At 71.0% G+C, this 18,403-nt stretch carries 10 protein-coding genes and 2 tRNA genes; 5 read left to right on the top strand and 7 right to left on the bottom strand.

Going from position 1 to position 18,403, the window contains the following annotated elements; translation table 11 throughout:
- Window positions 1-37: 37 nt before the first annotated feature.
- Together D3230_RS01665 and D3230_RS01660 are read right to left on the bottom strand one after the other, a co-directional pair.
- Window positions 38-114 (bottom strand) — tRNA-Met (locus D3230_RS01665).
- Between the two features lie 239 nt (window positions 115-353).
- A tRNA-Met gene (locus D3230_RS01660) sits at window positions 354-427 on the bottom strand.
- A gap of 374 nt (window positions 428-801) precedes the next feature.
- Here D3230_RS01660 and D3230_RS01655 point away from each other — a divergent pair.
- The 3 genes from D3230_RS01655 (at window position 802) to D3230_RS01645 (ending at window position 8,091) form a co-directional block, all read left to right on the top strand.
- Window positions 802-3,831: a hypothetical protein gene (locus tag D3230_RS01655; protein ID WP_202343260.1), complete on the top strand. Its 3,030-nt coding sequence runs from the start codon at window positions 802-804 to the stop codon at window positions 3,829-3,831.
- 108 nt (window positions 3,832-3,939) lie between these two features.
- Window positions 3,940-5,601: a S1C family serine protease gene (locus tag D3230_RS01650; RefSeq protein WP_202343259.1), complete on the top strand. Its 1,662-nt coding sequence runs from the start codon at window positions 3,940-3,942 to the stop codon at window positions 5,599-5,601.
- A 111-nt stretch (window positions 5,602-5,712) separates the two neighbouring features.
- Window positions 5,713-8,091 (top strand): CDP-glycerol glycerophosphotransferase family protein, encoded by a 2,379-nt coding sequence (locus D3230_RS01645; RefSeq protein ID WP_202343258.1) that lies wholly within the window; start codon window positions 5,713-5,715, stop codon window positions 8,089-8,091.
- 85 nt (window positions 8,092-8,176) lie between these two features.
- On the opposite strand, the gene D3230_RS01640 is transcribed toward D3230_RS01645, so the two are convergent.
- Entirely contained in the window at window positions 8,177-9,307 is a 1,131-nt protein-coding gene (locus D3230_RS01640) for a 3-isopropylmalate dehydrogenase (protein ID WP_202343257.1), read from the bottom strand.
- Between the two features lie 184 nt (window positions 9,308-9,491).
- Between D3230_RS01640 and D3230_RS01635 the strand changes: the two genes are divergently transcribed.
- Together D3230_RS01635 and D3230_RS01630 are read left to right on the top strand one after the other, a co-directional pair.
- Window positions 9,492-11,045 (top strand): aldehyde dehydrogenase family protein, encoded by a 1,554-nt coding sequence (locus D3230_RS01635; protein WP_202343256.1) that lies wholly within the window; start codon window positions 9,492-9,494, stop codon window positions 11,043-11,045.
- A 42-nt stretch (window positions 11,046-11,087) separates the two neighbouring features.
- The gene (locus tag D3230_RS01630) at window positions 11,088-11,891 is read left to right on the top strand and encodes an SDR family NAD(P)-dependent oxidoreductase (protein WP_202343255.1); all 804 of its coding nucleotides are present in this window, start codon (window positions 11,088-11,090) and stop codon (window positions 11,889-11,891) included.
- 66 nt (window positions 11,892-11,957) lie between these two features.
- Here D3230_RS01630 and D3230_RS16285 read toward each other — a convergent pair whose 3' ends face one another.
- From D3230_RS16285 to D3230_RS01610, 4 genes are all read right to left on the bottom strand, one after another.
- A complete protein-coding gene (locus D3230_RS16285) occupies window positions 11,958-14,048 on the bottom strand; it encodes a choice-of-anchor Q domain-containing protein (RefSeq protein ID WP_202343254.1) in 2,091 nt (696 codons plus the stop codon).
- A 150-nt stretch (window positions 14,049-14,198) separates the two neighbouring features.
- Window positions 14,199-15,635, bottom strand: a complete 1,437-nt coding sequence (locus D3230_RS01620; protein ID WP_202343253.1) for an amidase — start codon at window positions 15,633-15,635, stop codon at window positions 14,199-14,201.
- A gap of 63 nt (window positions 15,636-15,698) precedes the next feature.
- Complete coding sequence (locus D3230_RS01615) at window positions 15,699-17,501, bottom strand: ABC transporter ATP-binding protein (RefSeq protein WP_202343252.1); 1,803 nt, start codon at window positions 17,499-17,501, stop codon at window positions 15,699-15,701.
- Window positions 17,498-18,403, bottom strand: coding sequence for an ABC transporter permease (locus D3230_RS01610; protein WP_202343251.1), 906 nt, complete (start codon window positions 18,401-18,403; stop codon window positions 17,498-17,500). Before D3230_RS01610 ends, D3230_RS01615 begins: the two co-directional genes overlap by 4 nt.

Below are 18,403 nucleotides of genomic sequence, written 5' to 3'. Positions count from 1 at the left end.
CTCTCGATCAGGGGCCGTTGTGCCGCAGTGCGACTCGTGGTTGCGGGGGCAGGATTTGAACCTACGACCTCCGGGTTATGAGCCCGGCGAGCTACCGAACTGCTCCACCCCGCGGCGTGATCATGAGTCTACGGGGTGGGCGCGGCCGGGCGCGAAACGAGGTGCGTGCGGGGCGTGTTGCGATGCGAGGCGTCGGAGCGAAGACGTCGTTGGGGCCGTCGCTCACAGGCACGCGGTGCCTGTGGTGCGTCGCCCGATTCGAGGAGGTGCGTCAACGGGGGTTGGGGCACAGCAAAATGCCCCTGATCTCGGACAAAATCCAGATCAGGGGCATTTCGTGTGTCGCATTTCCGTTGCGGGGGCAGGATTTGAACCTACGACCTCCGGGTTATGAGCCCGGCGAGCTACCGAACTGCTCCACCCCGCGGCACGAGTAATACTCTAGCACGCGGTCGTGGGCGGCCTCAAATCGGGGGCCGCCCGCGCCTGTGGATGGCGTGTCGCACGGCAGTCACGCCGCCCCGATCATCGATGCACGCGCCCTCCCGTCCGGTGGGGCGCACACACCAACGACGGTGGCACATCGAAAGGATCCCCATGCTTGGCGTACAGCGATGGACTCGACGGCGAAGCGGAAACACGGCGCGTGACCACGCACGCGGGCGCGGCAGGTCAGGCTGGCGCGGCAGTTCGGGCTGGCGTGAACGGGCGGTAGCGGGTTCGCTCCTCGCGAGCGTACTTGTCGGCGGTCTCGTCTCCGTCGAGGCAGCTCCCGCGACGGCAGTGCCCCGGGGAGAGTCGATGACGTTTCCGGGCGGGCTCGTCCTCTCGAATTACCTCATGCCGAACGGTACTCGGGCGTACTGCATCGAGATTCAACTCGGCGAACCGTCCGGATTTATGTCCGAGGCCGGCCGGGTCTCGATCCTGCCGGGTCGAACGGGGATGTTTCCGGCGTGGGGCGACCCAGCGGGGATGCGGCAGATGAACTACCTGATTGACCGGCACGGGCAGAACCGGGACGCGTGGAGTGCCGCGGCGGTGCAACTCTCGGTCTGGCGGCTTCGGGCAAACTTCCTTTCGGGAAATCCGGCCCTCAACTCGCGGATCGCGATCCTGGAAGGGTCCGCGCAGGGGCGGGCGCTGATCGCCGCGTCCGATGTGCTCGTCCAGGATGCCCGGCAGCACGCGAACCCACCGCGCGCACCGAAACCGGTTACCGGGCAACTCGACGTGACGCCGGATCCCGGTGGCCGCGAGGGGCGCTACCGCGTGGCGTACCCCGCGGGGACCGGGGAACTCTCGGTCTCTGGTGGCCTCTTTGTGCGCAACGGTGCCGCCTCACTCTCGGTTGCGGGATCTGGCGCGTCGGCGCGCTATGTCGATGTCTCCGAGGGGGCCCGAACACTCACCATTAACGGATCCTGGCTGGCGTCGGGGGAGCGCGGGTGGGACCCGGTTCTCGACATCTACAACACCTCGACGGCGAACGGCGGCGTCGGGCAGCGTCTTGCGGTGGCCACCGGTGCGTCTCGGTCCACCGAGTTGCGTGGCCGCTTCGAGACGGTCGCGGTGCGTGTGCCACCGCCCTTCGCGGATCCCGACGCCGAGACGCAGGCACAGCCCTCGGCGGACGTGGGCGGTATCATGCGGGACACGCTCGTCGTGAGCGAGGCACCCGACACGCGTGCGCGGCTCTGGCCCGAGGCGGTTGCCGACTTTACCGCGTACCTCATGCCCGAAGTGGGGGCACCGAAATACGGGGAAAACTGGGAGCCGCTGGTGACGGAGGTGGAACCCGCGCGACCGCGCGACCCTGCGGAAGCGGGATCGCTCACGTTTGCGCCCAGAGGCGACCGCACCGGCCCCGCGGCGCTCCCGAGCGCGGAGGATACCGGGCCTCAGATCGCGGATGCCGGGCCCGAGGGCGTCGCCGGGACGAACTCGCGGGGGTCCGAGCCGCCGGATGGGTCCAGGGGAGACGATGACCCCGTTCCGCTCCGCTGGACAGCCGCAGAACTTGAACGAATGAGCGCCGAGGAACGGTGCGTCGCACAGCCGGTCTACCGTGAGGGTGGGATCGCGATCACCGCGCTCGGCGAGTACCAGACCGCCGAAGTGAGCGTCCGGTCACCGGGCACCATTCACTGGGTGGAGCGCATCGTTTCGCAGGGCCGTACGGTGCACGAGGGGAGCTGCGGGGTGCCCCATGAACGGACGGTCACCGAGCAGCCGGGGGTGGTGACGCAGGCCACGCCGCAGGCGATGGTGGGTGAGCTCCTCACCGACACCGCGACGGTGACGGGGCGCTTCGCGCCGAACGCCGCGTACAGCCTCCGCTTTGAGGCCTATCGCGCGGAGGAATCTGCCGAGGGTGTACCGCTCTGCACGGCAGACAACCGGATCTATCGATCAGAACGCATCCCGGTGCGCGAGCCCGGCGACGTTGTCGCACCCGGATTTGTCGCGCGCTGGGAACACGGGACGAAGGTGTGGTGGGTGGAAACGCTCAGCATGGACACCGGTTCGGGATCCGAACGGCTGCATCGCGGCTCGTGTGGCTTGGACACGGAAACGACGGAGATCGGACGTCCGGAAGTGACCACGGTCGCGCCAGAGGCCGCGGTGGTCGGCGACACGATCACCGACACCGCGGTCGTCAGCGGGGCGCTGACAGACACCGAGCACGCGCGCTGGGAACTGACGTTCGCGGGGTATCGCGGATCCGCGGATTCGGACACCCCGGTCTGCACGCCTGAGACCCAGCTGTTCGACACGGGGCCCACGCCGGTGACCGGTCCCGGGGAGTATTTCTCCGAGCCGGTGCCGGTGCCCCTGGGGTGGGCCGGTCCGGTGTGGTGGGTCGAAACGCTCTGGCTGATCGAGGGCGATACTCGCACTCCGGCGCTGCGCGGCGAGTGCGGAGCCACTCAGGAGAGCACGGTGATCTCCGAACCGAGCGTGGCAACACGTGCCAGTGGGGTCGTGGCAACCGGGGAAGTCATGCGCGATGTCGCCGAGATTGCGGGCGAGCTGACGCAGCGGCCGGGGGCGACACACGACCTCGTATTCGAGGGGTACCGCGGCGATGCCAGCCTCACGGGGACTGATGCCGCAACGTGCACTGCAGACACCGCGCTCTTCCGGACGGATCCGGTACCGGTGACCGCGGCCGGGGAGCTCGAATCTCCCGAACTCACCGCACTGCCGGAATTTGGCGACACGGTGTGGTGGGTCGCGGTGCTGCGGCTCCACGCCGACGGGGAGACCACGGAGTTGGTGCGCGGAGTGTGCGGCGCCCCCGAGGAAACCACGACCGTGCAAGCCCCGCACGTGCGCACGGAATCCGCGGGCACCGCGGTCGTCGGCGAGGAGATGTATGACACCGCAATTCTGGAGGGGCGCTTCGCGGAGCGTCCGGGGCTGAGCTACCACGTCAGGTTCACGGCGTACGCGGCCGATAGCGAGGGCACCCTCGTGTGTTCGCCGGATCGGATCATCCCCGAACTCTCGGACCCCGACGGCGTGGTCGTGGACGGCCCAGGACGGGTCGAGTCACGCCGCGTGACCACCACACCGGAGCACCTGGGAGCCGGCGGCTACGTGGAGACCCTCGTGATGCGCGAGGCTGGGCAGGAGCACGTGATCAGCGTCGGGGAGTGCGGTGCCCCGAGCGAACGGTTCGAGGTGGTGGCCGCGCCCACGCCAGACACGCCACCGCTCGCTCGCACCGGCGGCTCCGGAACCACCCTGCTGTTCTGGGGCGGCGTGGGACTGCTGCTGCTCGCGCTCGCCGCCGGCATCGCGGTGCTGGCGCATCGGCGAAGGTGAGGGCGCGCCCGTCGGGCGGAACCGCGCAATCTGCAGCCCCTATGCAGTCTGCACCTACGAAATTCATAGCTTGACAGGCCAAGCTGGTCACATGAGAAGGGAGCTCACATGACCACGACGCCTGAGAGCCACAACACCGACCGCAGTGATGCGCCGGAGCAGCCACGCCCCGAGCACGCCCCCACCGCCGCACCGTCTGAGTCGGCCGTTCCCGCCGGGAACCCCGCACCGCAGGTTCCATCGCCGCAGCAGCCGGCGACCGATCCCGCGGCCGGGGGGAGCCCGGTGTCGGGCGACGGCGCACCGTCGGTCGGCGCATATGCGCCCCACCAGGCCGCACCGCATCAGGGTGCACCGCAGTACGCGGCACCGCAGCATCCGGTGACACCGCACCAGGGAACATCCGAGCAGCCGACGGTTGCCCTGGGGGCCGATCCGCTGCAGCCGGCCGGTCCGCACGCCGCCGGTGCCGCGTTTGGGGTCGGGCACGGGGCCGGGCAGGTGCCCGCAGAGCCGGCGCAGCCCGCGGGCCCCGCGAAGCCAAAGTCCCGCACGGGCGCGCTCCTCGCGGGTCTTGCGATTGGTGCCTTGCTCGGCGGCGTCGTCGGTGGCGGGGTTGCCGCGGTCGTGGCATCGAACGTGGCCCCGCAGGCCGCGTCCCAGGGCGGCGGGGCAATCACCCTGAATAACGCGGAGAACGCGACCGCGATCTCCGGTGTCGCCGCGGTCGCGACCCCCAGCGTGGTCACGCTGGAAGTCCAGAGCGGCAACGCGAGCGGCTCCGGTTCGGGCGTCATCTACAGCGAGGACGGATACATCGTCACGAACGCGCACGTGGTGACGCTGGATGGTGCCGCGCTCGAGAACGCCGGCATCCGCGTGAAGCTGAGTGACGGCCGCATCCTGGACGGCACCCTTGTCGGGGTCGACCCCTACGCGGACCTCGCGGTCGTGAAGGTCGAGGCAGACGGGCTTCCCGCAATCAAGGTGGCGGATTCCGACAAGATCGACGTCGGGGACCTGACCGTCGCGATCGGTGCTCCGTTGAACCTCGCGAACACGGTCACGAGCGGTGTGGTCAGCGCACTCAACCGAGGAATCTCGGTGGGCAGCCCGCTGATCCCGCAGGATCCGAGCCAGCAGCCCGACGACAACGGGGGCAGCGAAGAGAACCCGGGCTTCCCCTGGGACTTCCGTTTCGGCCTCCCGGACAGTCGGCAGCAGCAGGAACAGCCGCAGCAGCAGTCAAGCGGCGGCGGATCGGTCACCCTCCCCGTGATCCAGACTGACGCGTCAATCAACCCCGGGAACTCCGGCGGGGCGCTCCTGAACGGCTCCGGCGAGCTCATCGGCATCAACGTGGCGATCGCCTCGGCCTCGGCATCGAACGGCACCGCCGGCAGCAACGGTCTCGGCTTCGCAATCCCCGCGAACCTTGCCTCGCGGGTGGCCGACGCGATTATCGCGGGGGAGCAGCCCTCACACGGCCTGCTCGGTGCCTCGGTCGCGAACTCGAGCCAGGACACGGACGAGGACGCGAACCACGCGGGCGGCCTCCTGGTCGAGGTGGTGCGCGACGGTGCCGCGGCGAAGGCTGGGCTGAAGGCCGGCGATGTCATCACCGCGGTCGACGGGGTGTCCGCGGTCGACGGGACCTCGGTCTCCGCGCTGATCCGCATGCACGCTGGTGGCAGCGAGGTCACGATCGACTACACCCGCGGTGGCAAGCCCGGTCAGGTTGACGTGAAGCTCGGCGATCTCGAGTGGTAACACCGTAGCCTCCGCACGCGCACGGCCGGTGCCGGTGCCCCTGAACGGGGCGCCGGCACCGGCCGTTGTGCATCGTGGCCTCCGCAGCTCGATCCTCTACAGTGGGGAGCGATGAGTACCGCAGGATTCACCTTCGCGCGCGGCAACCTTGCAAAGTTGCTCGCCGTGCCCCAGTACCTTCTCTCGATCGTGCTGTCCTGGTTCGTGCCCCGGATTGCGGGGCGCTGGGCATTCGGCAGCGGGATCGGCGTCGGCGAAGGAGCGCTCGCGGTGGCCCGAGCGTTGCAGGCGAGCGACCCAGCAGCCGAGATCGTGTGGCTCGTCGCCGATGATGCGGAGGCGGAGATCGCCAGGGCCGAAGGGGTGACGCCCGTGATCCGGCGCGGCTGGGCCGGGTACTGGGCCACGCTGCGCGCCGGACAGATCGTCGTGACGCACGGGCTCGGCGACGTGAATCGCTTCGGGATCACGGGCGCGCGCATCGTGCAGTTGTGGCACGGGGCCCCGCTGAAGCGCCTGCACCTCGACTCGCCGGTGACCACCGCGGTGCGCGGTCCCGCCCCGGTACGGGCGCTGCTGCGCCGCATGTACCTGGCGGGCTCTCGCGAAATCGACATGTACGTCGCGGGATCGGAGGTCGCCGCCGAGCGGCTGCGTTCCGCGTTCCGCGTGGATCCGGGCAAGGTGCGTGTCCTCGGGGACCCCCGCGACGATGCGCTCGCGCGGCAGGCCAGTGATCCGGCGGCCGCGGCGGCCACGCGCGCCGAAGTGATCCGACTGCTCGACGCACCCGAAACCATCGCCTCGGGCGCACAGCTCGTGCTCTACGCTCCGACCTGGCGCGATGGCGAGGAAGACCCCGCCGTGCCGACGCCCGCCGAGGCCGCAGCGATCGCGGCGACGCTTGAGCGCCTGGACGCGCACCTCGTGATCCGGCCCCACCCGCTGGGGCGGGGAGCCTACGAGGCGCTCCGGAGCGACCGGGTGCATCTGCTCGGGTCGGACCGGCTGCGCGATCTCACCCCGGCGCTCGGCGCGTTTGACGTCGTCATCACCGATTACTCCTCGACGGCGCTCGACTTCGCGCTGCTGGGGCGGCCGATCGTCTGGTTCGCGCCCGACCTGGCCCACTACACGGCAACGCGCGGCCTGTACGAGCCGCTCGAGGTGACGAGCGGCGGCCGCGTCGCGCGCAACTGGGCGGCGTCTCTGCAGCGCCTCGGCGAGCTCAGCCCGGGATCCCCCGCGCGGCGCGCGGCCGAGGCGGAAACGCGCGCGCTCGCGGCCCGTTTTCACGCCTACCCCGAGGGTGGGGCCGCGGCGCGGGTCCTCGCGGCGGCCCGTGAGCTCGCGCTCCCGGCGCGTGACCTGGTCACCCCGGGCGGAGTGTTCTTCGAGAGCTTCTATGGGCGGCAGGTGAGCTGCAATCCGCTCGCGATCGACGCGGAGATCGCCGCGCGATTCCCGGATGCGGCTCGGTACTGGAGCGTCACGAGCGAGGCGCAGGCGGTGCCGGACGGCGCGACCGCAGTGGTGGTCGGGAGCCGCGCGTGGCACGCGGCCCGCCGGTACGCCCGCGTCCTCGTGGTGAACGATTGGCTGCGCTTCGGGTTCCGCCGTCGCCGCGGCCAGATTGTGCTGCAAACCTGGCACGGCACCATGCTCAAGCACCTTGCGCTCGGCCGACCGAATGTCGGGCTGCGCACCCGCCTCGCGATCCGGCGCGAGAGCCGCCGGTGGAACCTGCTGCTGTCCCAGAACCCGCACTCCACCGCGCAGTTCCGGAGCAGCTACGCCTACCGGGGCGAGATCCTCGAAACCGGCTATCCGCGTGCGGACCGGTTGGCCCGCGCCGTGCTCGGGGCCGACCGCAACCCGATCATCGTGGGTGCGGCGCGCGCCGCGCTCGGGATCCCCGCGGGCGTCCGGGTGCTCGTCTACGCGCCGACCTGGCGCGATGGCGGAATCTCTGTCGTCGACGACCTCGACGTGCGTCGGCTCGCGGCGGAGCTCGGGGAGGACTGGGTGGTGGTGGCACGCGGCCACACCCGCACCCACGGCTTGGGGAGCTACGGGGCGGCCCCGGGCGACGCGACCGGCGCGCGCGTCATCGACGCCTCCGCGCACGCCGACGTCAACGACGTCATCCTCGCCGCCGACCTCCTGATCACGGATTACTCCTCGATCATGTTCGACGCCGCGGTGGCGCGCGTGCCGCTCCTGTTCTTCGTGCCGGATCTCGAGTCCTACCGGGACCGCGAGCGTGGCTTCACGTTCGATTTCGCCGCAACCGCCCCCGGGCCGCTCCTGACGTCGCGGGACGAGGTTGTGGCCCACGCCCAGGAGTGGGCGGAACGGGGTGCCGAGGCGAGCTGGCTTCGGCCCGATGCTGAGGCCGCATGGCGCGCCCGGTTCGCGCCGCACGACGACGGACACGCCGCGGAGCGCGTGGTGGCCGCGCTTGTCGAGCGCGGGGCGCTCGGGCGGTAGCGCGGAGGGACCCCGCGGCACCCCAGCGAGGGCACCCCGGTGGCACCGCGACGGCGCGAGCGGAGCGCCCGGCGGGCGAATCCCGCTAGCGCCGCGACGGCGCGAGCGTGGCGAGCTGTCCGAGGAGCGAATCGGGGACGAGCGTCGGATCGGCCTCCCCGTCGCGCACCAGCGCGGCGATGCGGGCCCCCACCTCCTCCGTGCGCATGCCCATCTCGGCGCCGGCGAGCGCGGGCAGCTCGCCGAGCACCTGCACGGTGGCCGCTTCGACCGCGCGTGCGGCATCTCCCTCTCCGAGGTGGCCGAGGAGCAGCGCGAGGGAGAGGATCGCCCCCGAGGGGTTGGCCCAGCCCGTGCCCGCGATGTCGGGGGCGGAGCCGTGGATCGCCTCGAACATCGAGGGCGCGGTGCCGTCGAGATTGAGGTTCGCGCTGGTCGCGACGCCGAGCCCGCCCTGGATGACGGCCCCGAGGTCGGTGATGATGTCGCCGAACAGGTTGTCCGTCACCACGACGTCGAAGCGCTCGGGCGTGAGGGGGAGGTGGAAGCACATCGCGTCAACGTGCACGTAGTCCGTCTCCACCTCGGGGTAGCGGAGCGCGAGGTCGGCGACGACCTCCTGCCAGAGCTGGCCGGCGGCGACGAGAATGTTCGTCTTGTGGCAGAGCGTGAGCTTGTTGCGGCGACCGAGCGCCAGGCGGAACGCGAAGTCGACGACGCGCTCGATCCCGGCCCGGGTGTTCAGCGATTCCTGCATCGCGACGGCGTGCTCCGTGCCCGCGTGGACGGTGGAGCCGCGGCCGACGTAGGCACCCTCGGTGTTCTCTCGGACGATCACCATCTCGCAGCGCTCGGGGGTGAGCCCGGCGATCGGCGTGGGGACGCCGGGATAGAGGCGCACGGGGCGCACGTTCGCCGCCTGCTGAAAGCGCTGCCGCATTTCGAGAATAAAGCCGCGCTCCAGGATCCCCGGGGTGACGGCGGGATCGCCCATGGAGCCGAAGAGGATCGCGTCGTGCTCGCGAAGCGTGGGCTCGACCTCGGTGAACAGCTCGCCGGTGGCGAGGTAGTGCTGCGCACCCGCCGCAACCGGGGTGCGCGCCGTGGTGAACCCGAAGCGTGCCTCGGCGGCATCGAGGACCTCGAGGGCGCAGCCCACGACCTCCGGGCCAATGCCGTCGCCGGGGAGCACTGCGAGGGAATAGCGGTTCGTCATGTGGGATCCTTCCGGCGGTCGCGCCGCGGACCATGGCGGCGGCGCTGCGTTGGCGAACAGGCGATGTTCAACTATATTAACTGGTAAGGCCACTCGCGCGACGCGGGAGGCCGCACACTTCACCGGTCATCCGTTGCGTCGTGGCACCGTGCCGCGACGCGGCCCCGCACGCGAGGACACCACCATGAGCGACGACACGCAGCGCGACACCACTCAGCTGGACCCCCGGCAGAGCCCGGCGAGCCAGCGCGAGGCGCTCGCCCTGATCGCCCCGGCCGGGCAGCTCCCGATCGGCGCGACCTGGCGCGCGGTGCCGGACTCACAGGACGTGGTGTTTCCCTTCGACGGCACGGTTGTCGCCGCGGCTCCGGTGAGCACCGCGGCTGAGTCGCGCGACGCGTTGGACGCCGCCGCGGCGGCCCGGCCCGAGATCGCAGCGCTCACCACGGCCGAGCGCAAGGCCGTCCTGCTCGCCGTGCACGACCGTCTGCGAGCGGATGCCGAGCGTTTCGTGGAGCTCCTCATCCTCGAAACCGGCAAGCCCCGCGTCGACTGCCAGACCGAGGTGAACCGGACCATCGTGACCCTCCAAGCCACCGCCGAGGAGGTCTCGCACGTTCACGGGGAGACGGTGCCGCTCGACCTGCAGGAGCTGGGCCGGGGCATGATCGGCTACTACAGCCGGAAGCCCGCCGGTGTGGTCATCGGCATCGCGGGCTTCAACTACCCCCTCCTGCTTGCCACGCACAAGCTCGCCCCGGCCATCGCCGCGGGGTGCCCGGTGATCATCAAGCCCGCGCCCAACACCCCGCTGGCCACGCTGGAACTCGTCGCGATCGTGCGCGAGGAACTGCTCTCCCGCGGCATCACGCCCGCCGCGGTGCAGCTCGTCAACGGTGCCCCCGAAGTGGGGGAGACGCTCGTGCGGGATCCGCGCGCGCAGGTCGTCTCGTTCACGGGCTCGGCGAAGATCGGCCACCTGATCGCCCAGCAGGCGGCACCGCGCAAGACGGTGCTGGAGCTCGGCTCGAACACCGGGTTTATCGTCGCGGCCGACGCCGACCTCGACGCGGCCGTCGACGCCGTGCTGCGCGGCGGGTTTTACGCCAATGGGCAGGCGTGCATCTCCGTGCAGCGCGTGGTGCTCGAGCGGCCGATTGCGCAGACGTTCACGGAGCGCCTGATCGCGCGCATGGGGGAGGTCGTCGTCGGCGATCCGCGCGCCGTGGACACGACCGTCGCCCCCGTCATCAACGCGGCCTCCGGACACCGGATCCGGGCCATGATCGCCGCGGCCGTCGTCGCGGGGGCCACCGTGCTCGCGGGAGAGGACGGGAGCACGGTCAGTGACGCTGCGGCGACGAACCCCGCGCTGGTGCAGCCGACCGTGCTCGGACAGGTTCCGGCAGATGCCGAGGTCTGGGCCGAGGAGATCTTCGGCCCGGTGATCTGCCTCACCACGGTCGACTCGATGCCGGAGGCCATCGCCCTCGTCAACGCCTCCCGCTACGGCTTGCAGGCCGCGATCTACACGGCCTCGCTCGAGAGCGCGTTTGCGGCCATCGAACAGCTCGACGTCGGCGGTGTGGTGGTCAACGAGATCCCCGGCTTCCGCTCCGACATCATGCCCTACGGCGGGGTGAAGGATTCCGGCATCGGACGCGAGGGTCCGCGCTACGCCATCGAAGAGTTCACCGTCACCCGCATGGCCATGATCCGGCCCCGCGCCCGCGGCTAACCGCCCACTCCGTCTTTGACCCGCACCAGCAAAGGACCCAGCATGACCAAGCCCTCCGCTTCCCCCGACTACAGCCGGTTGTTCCGGCTTGATTCGCGCACCGTCGTGGTGATCGGTGCCGGATCCGGCATCGGCCGCGAGTCGGCGCAGGCGCTGGCCGCGCAGGGGGCGCACGTCGTGGTCGCCGATTGGGCGCTCGACGCCGCGGAGGCAACCGCCGCCGTCATTCAGGAGCAGGGTGGCTCCGCTGAGGCGTACCGTCTGAACGTGCTCGACGATGCCGAGGTGGCTGCTGCCGCCGAGCGCTTCGGCACCGCCGCGGCGCTCGTGTTCACCGCGGCAACGAACGTGCGCAAGCGCATGGCGGACTACACGATGGACGAGTTCGATCGCGTGCTGAACCTCAACCTGCGGGCCTCGTTCCAGCTGATCCGCCAGTTCGCCGAGCGATTCGCGGCGAACGGGGGCGGGTCGATCATTGGCTTCGCCTCGATCCGGGCGCAGGTCGTGGAACCGGGTCAGGGGGTCTACGCGGCGACGAAGGCCGGGCTCGTGCAGCTCGCCAAGACCGCTGCGGCGGAGTACGGTGCGCAGGGCGTGCGGGTGAACGTGGTGGCCCCCGGTGTGGTGGAAACCCCGCTCACCTCGCAGATCAAGGCGAACCCGGAATGGTACGACGCCTACGCCGAGAAGAGCGCACTTGGCCGCTGGTCGCGTCCCGACGAGCTGGCAGGGGCCGTCGTATTCCTCGCCTCAGACGCGGCCTCCTTCGTGACCGGGACCACACTCACCGTCGACGGCGGCTGGACCGCGATCGACGGGCGTTTCACCCCGCCCGCGAGCTAGACGCCTCGACACACTGCGAACCCGCCCGAGTCAGCCGACTCGGGCGGGTTCGCAGTGTGCGCGGGATCAGCCGCGTCGCGTGCGCGTCCGAGCGAGCAGCAGCCCGCCCCCGGCGATGGCGGCGATCGCCGCGGCGACGCCCCACGCGATGAGGCCGCCCGACGCGCCCGTCCGCGCCAGCGCATCGCCCTGCTCCGCGGGCCCAGCCGGCTCCGTTCCCGGCTCAGTTCCCGGCTCAGTTCCCGGGTCCGTGGAAGGGTCGCTCGCCGGATCAGTGGCGGGGTCGGTGGCCGGATCCGTCGTGGGGTCGGACGTGGGATCCGTGCCGGGCTCCGTGCTCGGGTCGGTGGCGGGATCCGTTGCCGGGTCCGTGCTGGGATCCGTTGCCGGGTCGGTGCTTGGGTCGGTGCTCGGATCGGTCCCCGGATCCGTCACGGGCGGCTCGGCTACCTCGACGGCACCGATATCGCTGCGGGGACCCTGCGGCCGGGAGACGCCGCGCTGATCCGGCTCCTGCCCCGCGCCGGCCTCGCCCGCGTCGACGAGCGGGCTCTCGTCCGCGGGGAGCACGGTCGGGGTGTGCCCACCGTTGTCGGCCAGCGTGCCCAGGCGCAGTTCCTCAGCCGAGCGCACCACGACGTCGTCGCTGCCCTGAATCTGCGGCTGCCCCGTTCCGGCGGCATCCACGTACGCGCTCCGCAGTGAGCGCGCCACCGGCGGCTGCGCGGGTGCGTCGGCCGTTGGCACGGAGTCCGTCGGCAAGGGATCCGTGGGCACGGAACGCTCCGGTGCCGAATCGACGGGAACTGAGCGGGCCGGCTGCGCGATGTTGATGGGATCCCAGTCGCCGGCCTCGATCACGGTGTCCTGCATGTCGAACACGGGGGACTGAATCCAGTAGCCGACGGCCACGTACCCGTTCAGGACGGTGACCTGGTCGAACGTCGAGCGTGTCCCGGGGTTATTCAGGGAGAGCACCCGAGAGGGAAACTCCTCGGTGCCGACGAAGGTGCTGTTGGACACGTCGAAGACGACGGGCGTGTCCGACGCTGGGATGTCCTCCGAAGCGCTCGCGAGGCCCTCGTCGGCGCGCGCAGCGGCGAAGCTCGCCTCGGGCAGCTCCGAGAGGTCGTCCGCGTCATAGCCGAGATTGCCGTGGAAGGTGGAGCCGGTGATTTCGACGGTGTGCGTGGTCCCCGGAGCGTCCCAGCGCGGGGTGCTGACCGCGATGCCGCCCGCGGTGTGTCCGGCGTTGCGTGCCAGCATCGAATCCTGCACGAGGAGGCGCGGTCCCGTGCGGAGGTCTTGCGACTGTTCCAGGACGATCCCGCCAGCGGCCGCGGCAGGATCGTCGATGCGACCGTTGTCGGAGAGCGTGCTGCGCTCGAAGCGGATCTGGGCGTCGGTGCCGGGCACGGGGTTCCACTCCTGGAAGGACGCGGCACTCGCTCCGAAGCCGGCGACCGTGGTGTCGGTGACCGTGATCGCCGCGGCGGAACTATCCGCCCCCACGATCCCTGTCGCGCGATTTGCCGTGGCCTGCTGGACGAGTGTGCTGCGGTCCACGGCGATGGGGGCCTGGGCGCCGGCGATGACCAGCGCGCTTCCCGTAGCGTCGCGCAGCGTACTGTCGGCGATGGTCACCGCGTCCGCACCGCCCGGGGCGTCGAGGAACACCGCGGACTCGGCAGTCTGGGCCGCATCGAACGTCATCCCGTGGAGCGTGAGCGCGGAACGCTGCGCGTGCAGCAGCACATCGGGCGAGCGCGGTCCGCCGGGCTCGGGCGCGGTGACCGCCCACTCCGGGCTGGCGAGCACGGTGACGCCGGTGCCCGCGAGCGTCACGGCATCGGTGCTGAGGAGGGGGCTGTCAAGTGTCACCGTGGTGACGTCGGCCGCGAAGCCGATCGTCTGCGCGCCGGGGGTGGTGTTCGCGAGCTCAAGCGCGGCGCGGAGCGTGCCCGCCCCGGTGTCCGCAGCCGAGGTGACGAGCAGGTCCGGTGTCGCGGCGTCGCTGCTCGGTGCCGCAGCCGCCGGCGTCGCGGTGAGCCCGCTGGCGATCGCGGTTCCGGCGACGAGGGTGAGCGCGGCAGTGCCGAGCGCGGCGACCGTACGCAGAGAAATGGGCGGATGAACGGGTACGTCGCGGGGAATCACAGGGGTCTCCAGGCGGTCCGAAAACAGGGAACCGGGGTAGCCTAACCCTCGCCGCCCGGACATGACATGTGTGTGAAACGCGTGTGCGAAACGTTCACGCGAGTTTCGCCCCAGGTTTCACCCGCGATTTCACCCCGCGAACCCCGGTGGCTACGGCAGTCGCGACCAGTCCACTGCCGCCCCGGCCCCGCGCACGGTCTCGAACCACGCCGCCACCCGCAGCAGGCGATCGTCGCTCCCGATCGGTCCCGCGATCTGCAGGCCGATCGTGCGGCCGTCGTCCTGGATGCCAGCCCCGACGGACAGCGCAGGCTGGCCCGACATGTTGTAGGGCACGGTGAACGAGATATGTCCCATGGTTTGCAGCGGATCGGTGATCGGCATCGGGTCCTCCGCGGGGAACGCCGCGACGGGGGTGACCGGGGAGAGGACGAGATCGTAGGGCTGCGTGGCCGCGCGAGTGAGGCGCGCCATCTCGTCCATCATGCTGCGGTTGCGCACGGTCTCGGCGGCGGTGAAATCCCGCCCGGCGACGCACCACTCCACGATAAACGGCAGTACCGCCGCCTGCTCGGTGGGCGTGAGCGCGCGGTAATCCGCGTAGGAGCGGCTCCGCCAGAATCCGACGATCCCGTCAAGAACCTCGGGCGCGATGAACGGGGCGAGCGGCTCGACGGTGGCGCCGGCTGCGGCGAACAGCTCAGCGGCCCGCTCGATCGCGGCGCGCGTCTCGGGCTCGACCGGAAGCCCGGACCCGGCGTCGAGTTGGAGCGCGACGCGCATACCGGCCGGGGCAAGCGGCTCGGTCGACCACTTGAGGCCCGCGTAGGGGCGGGTGAGATAGTCCCGGGGATCCGGCTGGCCGATCACGGCCATCAGCCGGATCGCGTCCGCGGCGGTGCGCGTCAGGGGGCCCGCAGCGCGGCCCATGTACGGCACGTCGAGCGGAATGAGTCCCTCGCTGGGCTTGAGTGCGGTCAGCCCCTGCCACGTGCCCGGCAAACGGATCGACCCGCCAATGTCGGTGCCGACGTGGAGCGGCCCGTAGCCCGCGGCGGCGGCGGCCCCGGCCCCGGCGCTCGATCCGCCGGAGGTGTGCGCGGGGTTCAGGCCGCCGCGCGTGATCCCGTGCAGGCTCGATACTCCGGAGGAGAGCATGCCCCAGTCGGGCATCGTGGTGGAGCCCACGATCACGGCGCCGGCCTCGATGAGCCGATCCGTGGTCGGCGCGTTCTGCGCGGGCACGGGCGGGTTCGGGATCGCCGTGCCCGAGGGCTTTGGCTGTCCCGCGCGGGCGATGTTCTCCTTCACGGTGACGGGAACGCCGTCGAGGGGCCCGCGCGGGGAGCCGGCGGCCCAGCGCGCCGTGGCCGCCGCCGCGTCGGCGCGCACCTGCTCCGGGTCGAAGAGGTAGAGCGCGTTCAGCTCGGGCTCGCGCTCTTGCACTCGAGCGATCACGTCCTCCGCGACCGCGCTCGGCGTGAACGTCCCCGCGGCATACCCGGTCGCCAGCTCACCGGCCGAGAGATCGGCGAGGCGGCGACCGGCGGCGGTGTCGGGGGAGGCGGGGGCAGCGTGGTCGGTCACGGGGTGTCCTTTCGGGGAAGCAAGATGGAGCGGAAACAGGGCGGCGGAACGCGGGCCCCGGCGCTAGAACGCGTGCTGCAGTTCCTGACGCAGGGTGAGCGAGGAATCGATGAGGCGCTGCGTGTACGGGTGCTGGGGAGCACGGTAGACGGTTTCGGTGGGACCCGCCTCCACGATCTCCCCGGCCTGCATCACGATCACGGAATCGCACAGGTGGCGCACCACGTTCAGGTCGTGCGAAACAAAGACGAGGGTGAGCCCGTACTCGTCGACCAGGTCCGCGAGGAGGTTCAGCACCTGGGCGCGCACGGACACGTCGAGCGCGCTCACCGGCTCGTCGGCGACGACAACCTGCGGGCGGCAGATCAGGGCGCGGGCGATCGAGATGCGCTGGCGCTGTCCACCCGAGAACTGGTGCGGGTAGCGCTCCGCGGCCGAGGCGGGGAGTCCGACGGCTTCGAGCATCTCCGCGACCATGCGCGAGCGCTCGGCCGCGGTCTCGGAGCGGCCACGCACCAGCAAGGGCTCGGAGATGATCTGCTCCACCGTCATGCGCGGGTCGAGCGAGCCCATCGGGTCCTGGAACACGATCTGCAACTGCTGTCGCAGCTCCCGCAGCTGGTGTTCCTTCGCCCCCGCGACCTCGTTGCCGGCGACGACCGCGCTGCCCGAGGTCGGCTGGTCGAGGCCCGCCAGGATCCGGAGCAGCGTCGACTTGCCGGAGCCGGACTCGCCGACCACGCCGAGGCGACCGCCGCGCGGCACCTCGAAGGAGATGCCCTTCAGCGCGTGGACCTCGGGCGCGGGCGTGAACAGGCTCGTCTTGCTGCGGGTGTACGTGCGGACCAGGTCCGTGACGCGCATCACGGTGTCGCGAGCCGCCGCGCTCGGGGCCGGTGTTGCGCTCTGATCCGGCGCTGCGTCCGGATCCAGCACCGGAGCGGCCGTCTCCCTGACGGCCTCGGCCGCGAGCTGCTCGCGCGTCGGGGGCAGGTACTCCTTCGCGCTGGCCACCGTGAAGAGCCGCCCGTCCGCGTCGGTCGCGTCGAGGTCGCTCGCGGCGAGCAGGCCCCGCGTGTAGGGGTGCTGCGGCCGCGTGAAGACCGCTTCCGTGGTGCCCTCCTCGACCACGACGCCCTGATTCATGACCAGCACGCGCGTGCACATGTTTGCGACCACGGCGAGGTCGTGGGTGATGAACAGGAGACCGGTGTTGCGCTCCTTCACGAGTTCGAGGATCAGGTCGAGCACCTGCCGCTGCACGGTGACGTCGAGCGCGGTCGTGGGCTCGTCGCAGAGCAGCAGCGCGGGGTCGTTCGCGAGCGCCATGGCGAGCATGACGCGCTGGCGCTGCCCGCCCGAGAGCTGGTGCGGGTACGCGCGGGCGGCCTGCGCGGGATCCGGCAGGTGCACGGCGTCGAGCATTTCGACGGCTCGGCGATGCGCCTCGGCCTTCGACGGTGCGAGTTTGTGCACGAGCATGATCTCGGCAACCTGGGCACCCACGCGCATGAGCGGGTTCAGCGCGGTCAGGGGCTCCTGGAACACCATGGCGGCGTCTCGCCCCCGGATCCGCAGGAGCTCCGACTCCGACGCCTCGAGCAGGTTGCCGCTCGGGGCACCCTCACGGCCCGTGTCGAGCCGCACGGAGCCCGTCGCGGACACCCCGGCGGGGAGCAGCCCGAGGAGCGCGGTCGTGGTCATGGATTTGCCCGAGCCGGACTCGCCGATCAGGCCGATCCGCTCGCCGTGCGCCATGTGCAGCGTGAAATCGTGCACGAGAGTGCGGTGCGGGGTCGCGACGGTGAGCCCGTCGACGGCGAGCAGCGGCGTGCCGCTGGTGGCGGGGTGAGTGTTCGTGGTCATGCGTCGCGGCTCCCGTTCAGCTTCGGGTCGAATCGGTCACGGAGCCCGTCGCCGAGCAGGTTGAAGCCCATCACAGCGATCGCGATCGCGATGCCGGGGATGATGGCGAGCAGCGGGTGCGTGCCCAGGAACTGCTGCGATTCCTGCAGCATGCGACCCCACGACGGGGTGGGCGGCGGGGTGCCGAGCCCGAGGAAGCTGAGGCCGGCCTCGGCGAGCACCGCGAGGGCGAACGACACGGAACACTGCACCACGACGATCCCGATGATGTTCGGAAGCACGTGCCGCAGCGCGATGCGGAACCGGGACTGGCTGGAGGCGCGAGCCGCGAGCACGTACTCGGTGCTCATCACCTGCAGGGTGCCGGATCGCGCCACGCGGGCGAAGCCCGGAATCGTCGCAATGCCGATGGCGACCATCGCCGTCAGCGTTGATGCGCCGAAGACGGCGCTGAACATGATGGCGAGCAGCAGGGCGGGGAACGCGAGCGCGATATCGGAGGTGCGCATGATGACCTCTTCGATCCAGCCGCCACGGATCCCGGCGATGATGCCGAGCGGGGTGCCGATCAGGATCGCGATGCCGACGGAGATGATGCCGACGAACAGGGTGATCCGCGCGCCGTAGAGCATCGCGGAGAACACGTCGCGGCCGTAGCGGTCGGTGCCGAACCAGTGGGTGCCGCTCGGGCCCTGGAGCCGGTCGGCGGCGATCGCCTGCACCGGATCGTAGGGGGTCCACACGAAGGACACCAGTGCGGCGACGGTGACGATCCCGACGAGCACGAGGCCGATGATCAGCGTGGGGGAGAGCCGGCTGCGCTTGCGCGGGGCGCGGGGCGCGGAGATCGCGCTGGTGCGAGGGGCCTGCACCGGGGGCGTGGGAACGTTCTGCGTGGTCAT

It is taken from the genome of Leucobacter chromiireducens subsp. solipictus, assembly GCF_016758195.1.
Taxonomy (GTDB): Bacteria; Actinomycetota; Actinomycetes; order Actinomycetales; family Microbacteriaceae; genus Leucobacter; species Leucobacter solipictus.
This window is presented reverse-complemented; position numbering and strand designations above follow the sequence as displayed.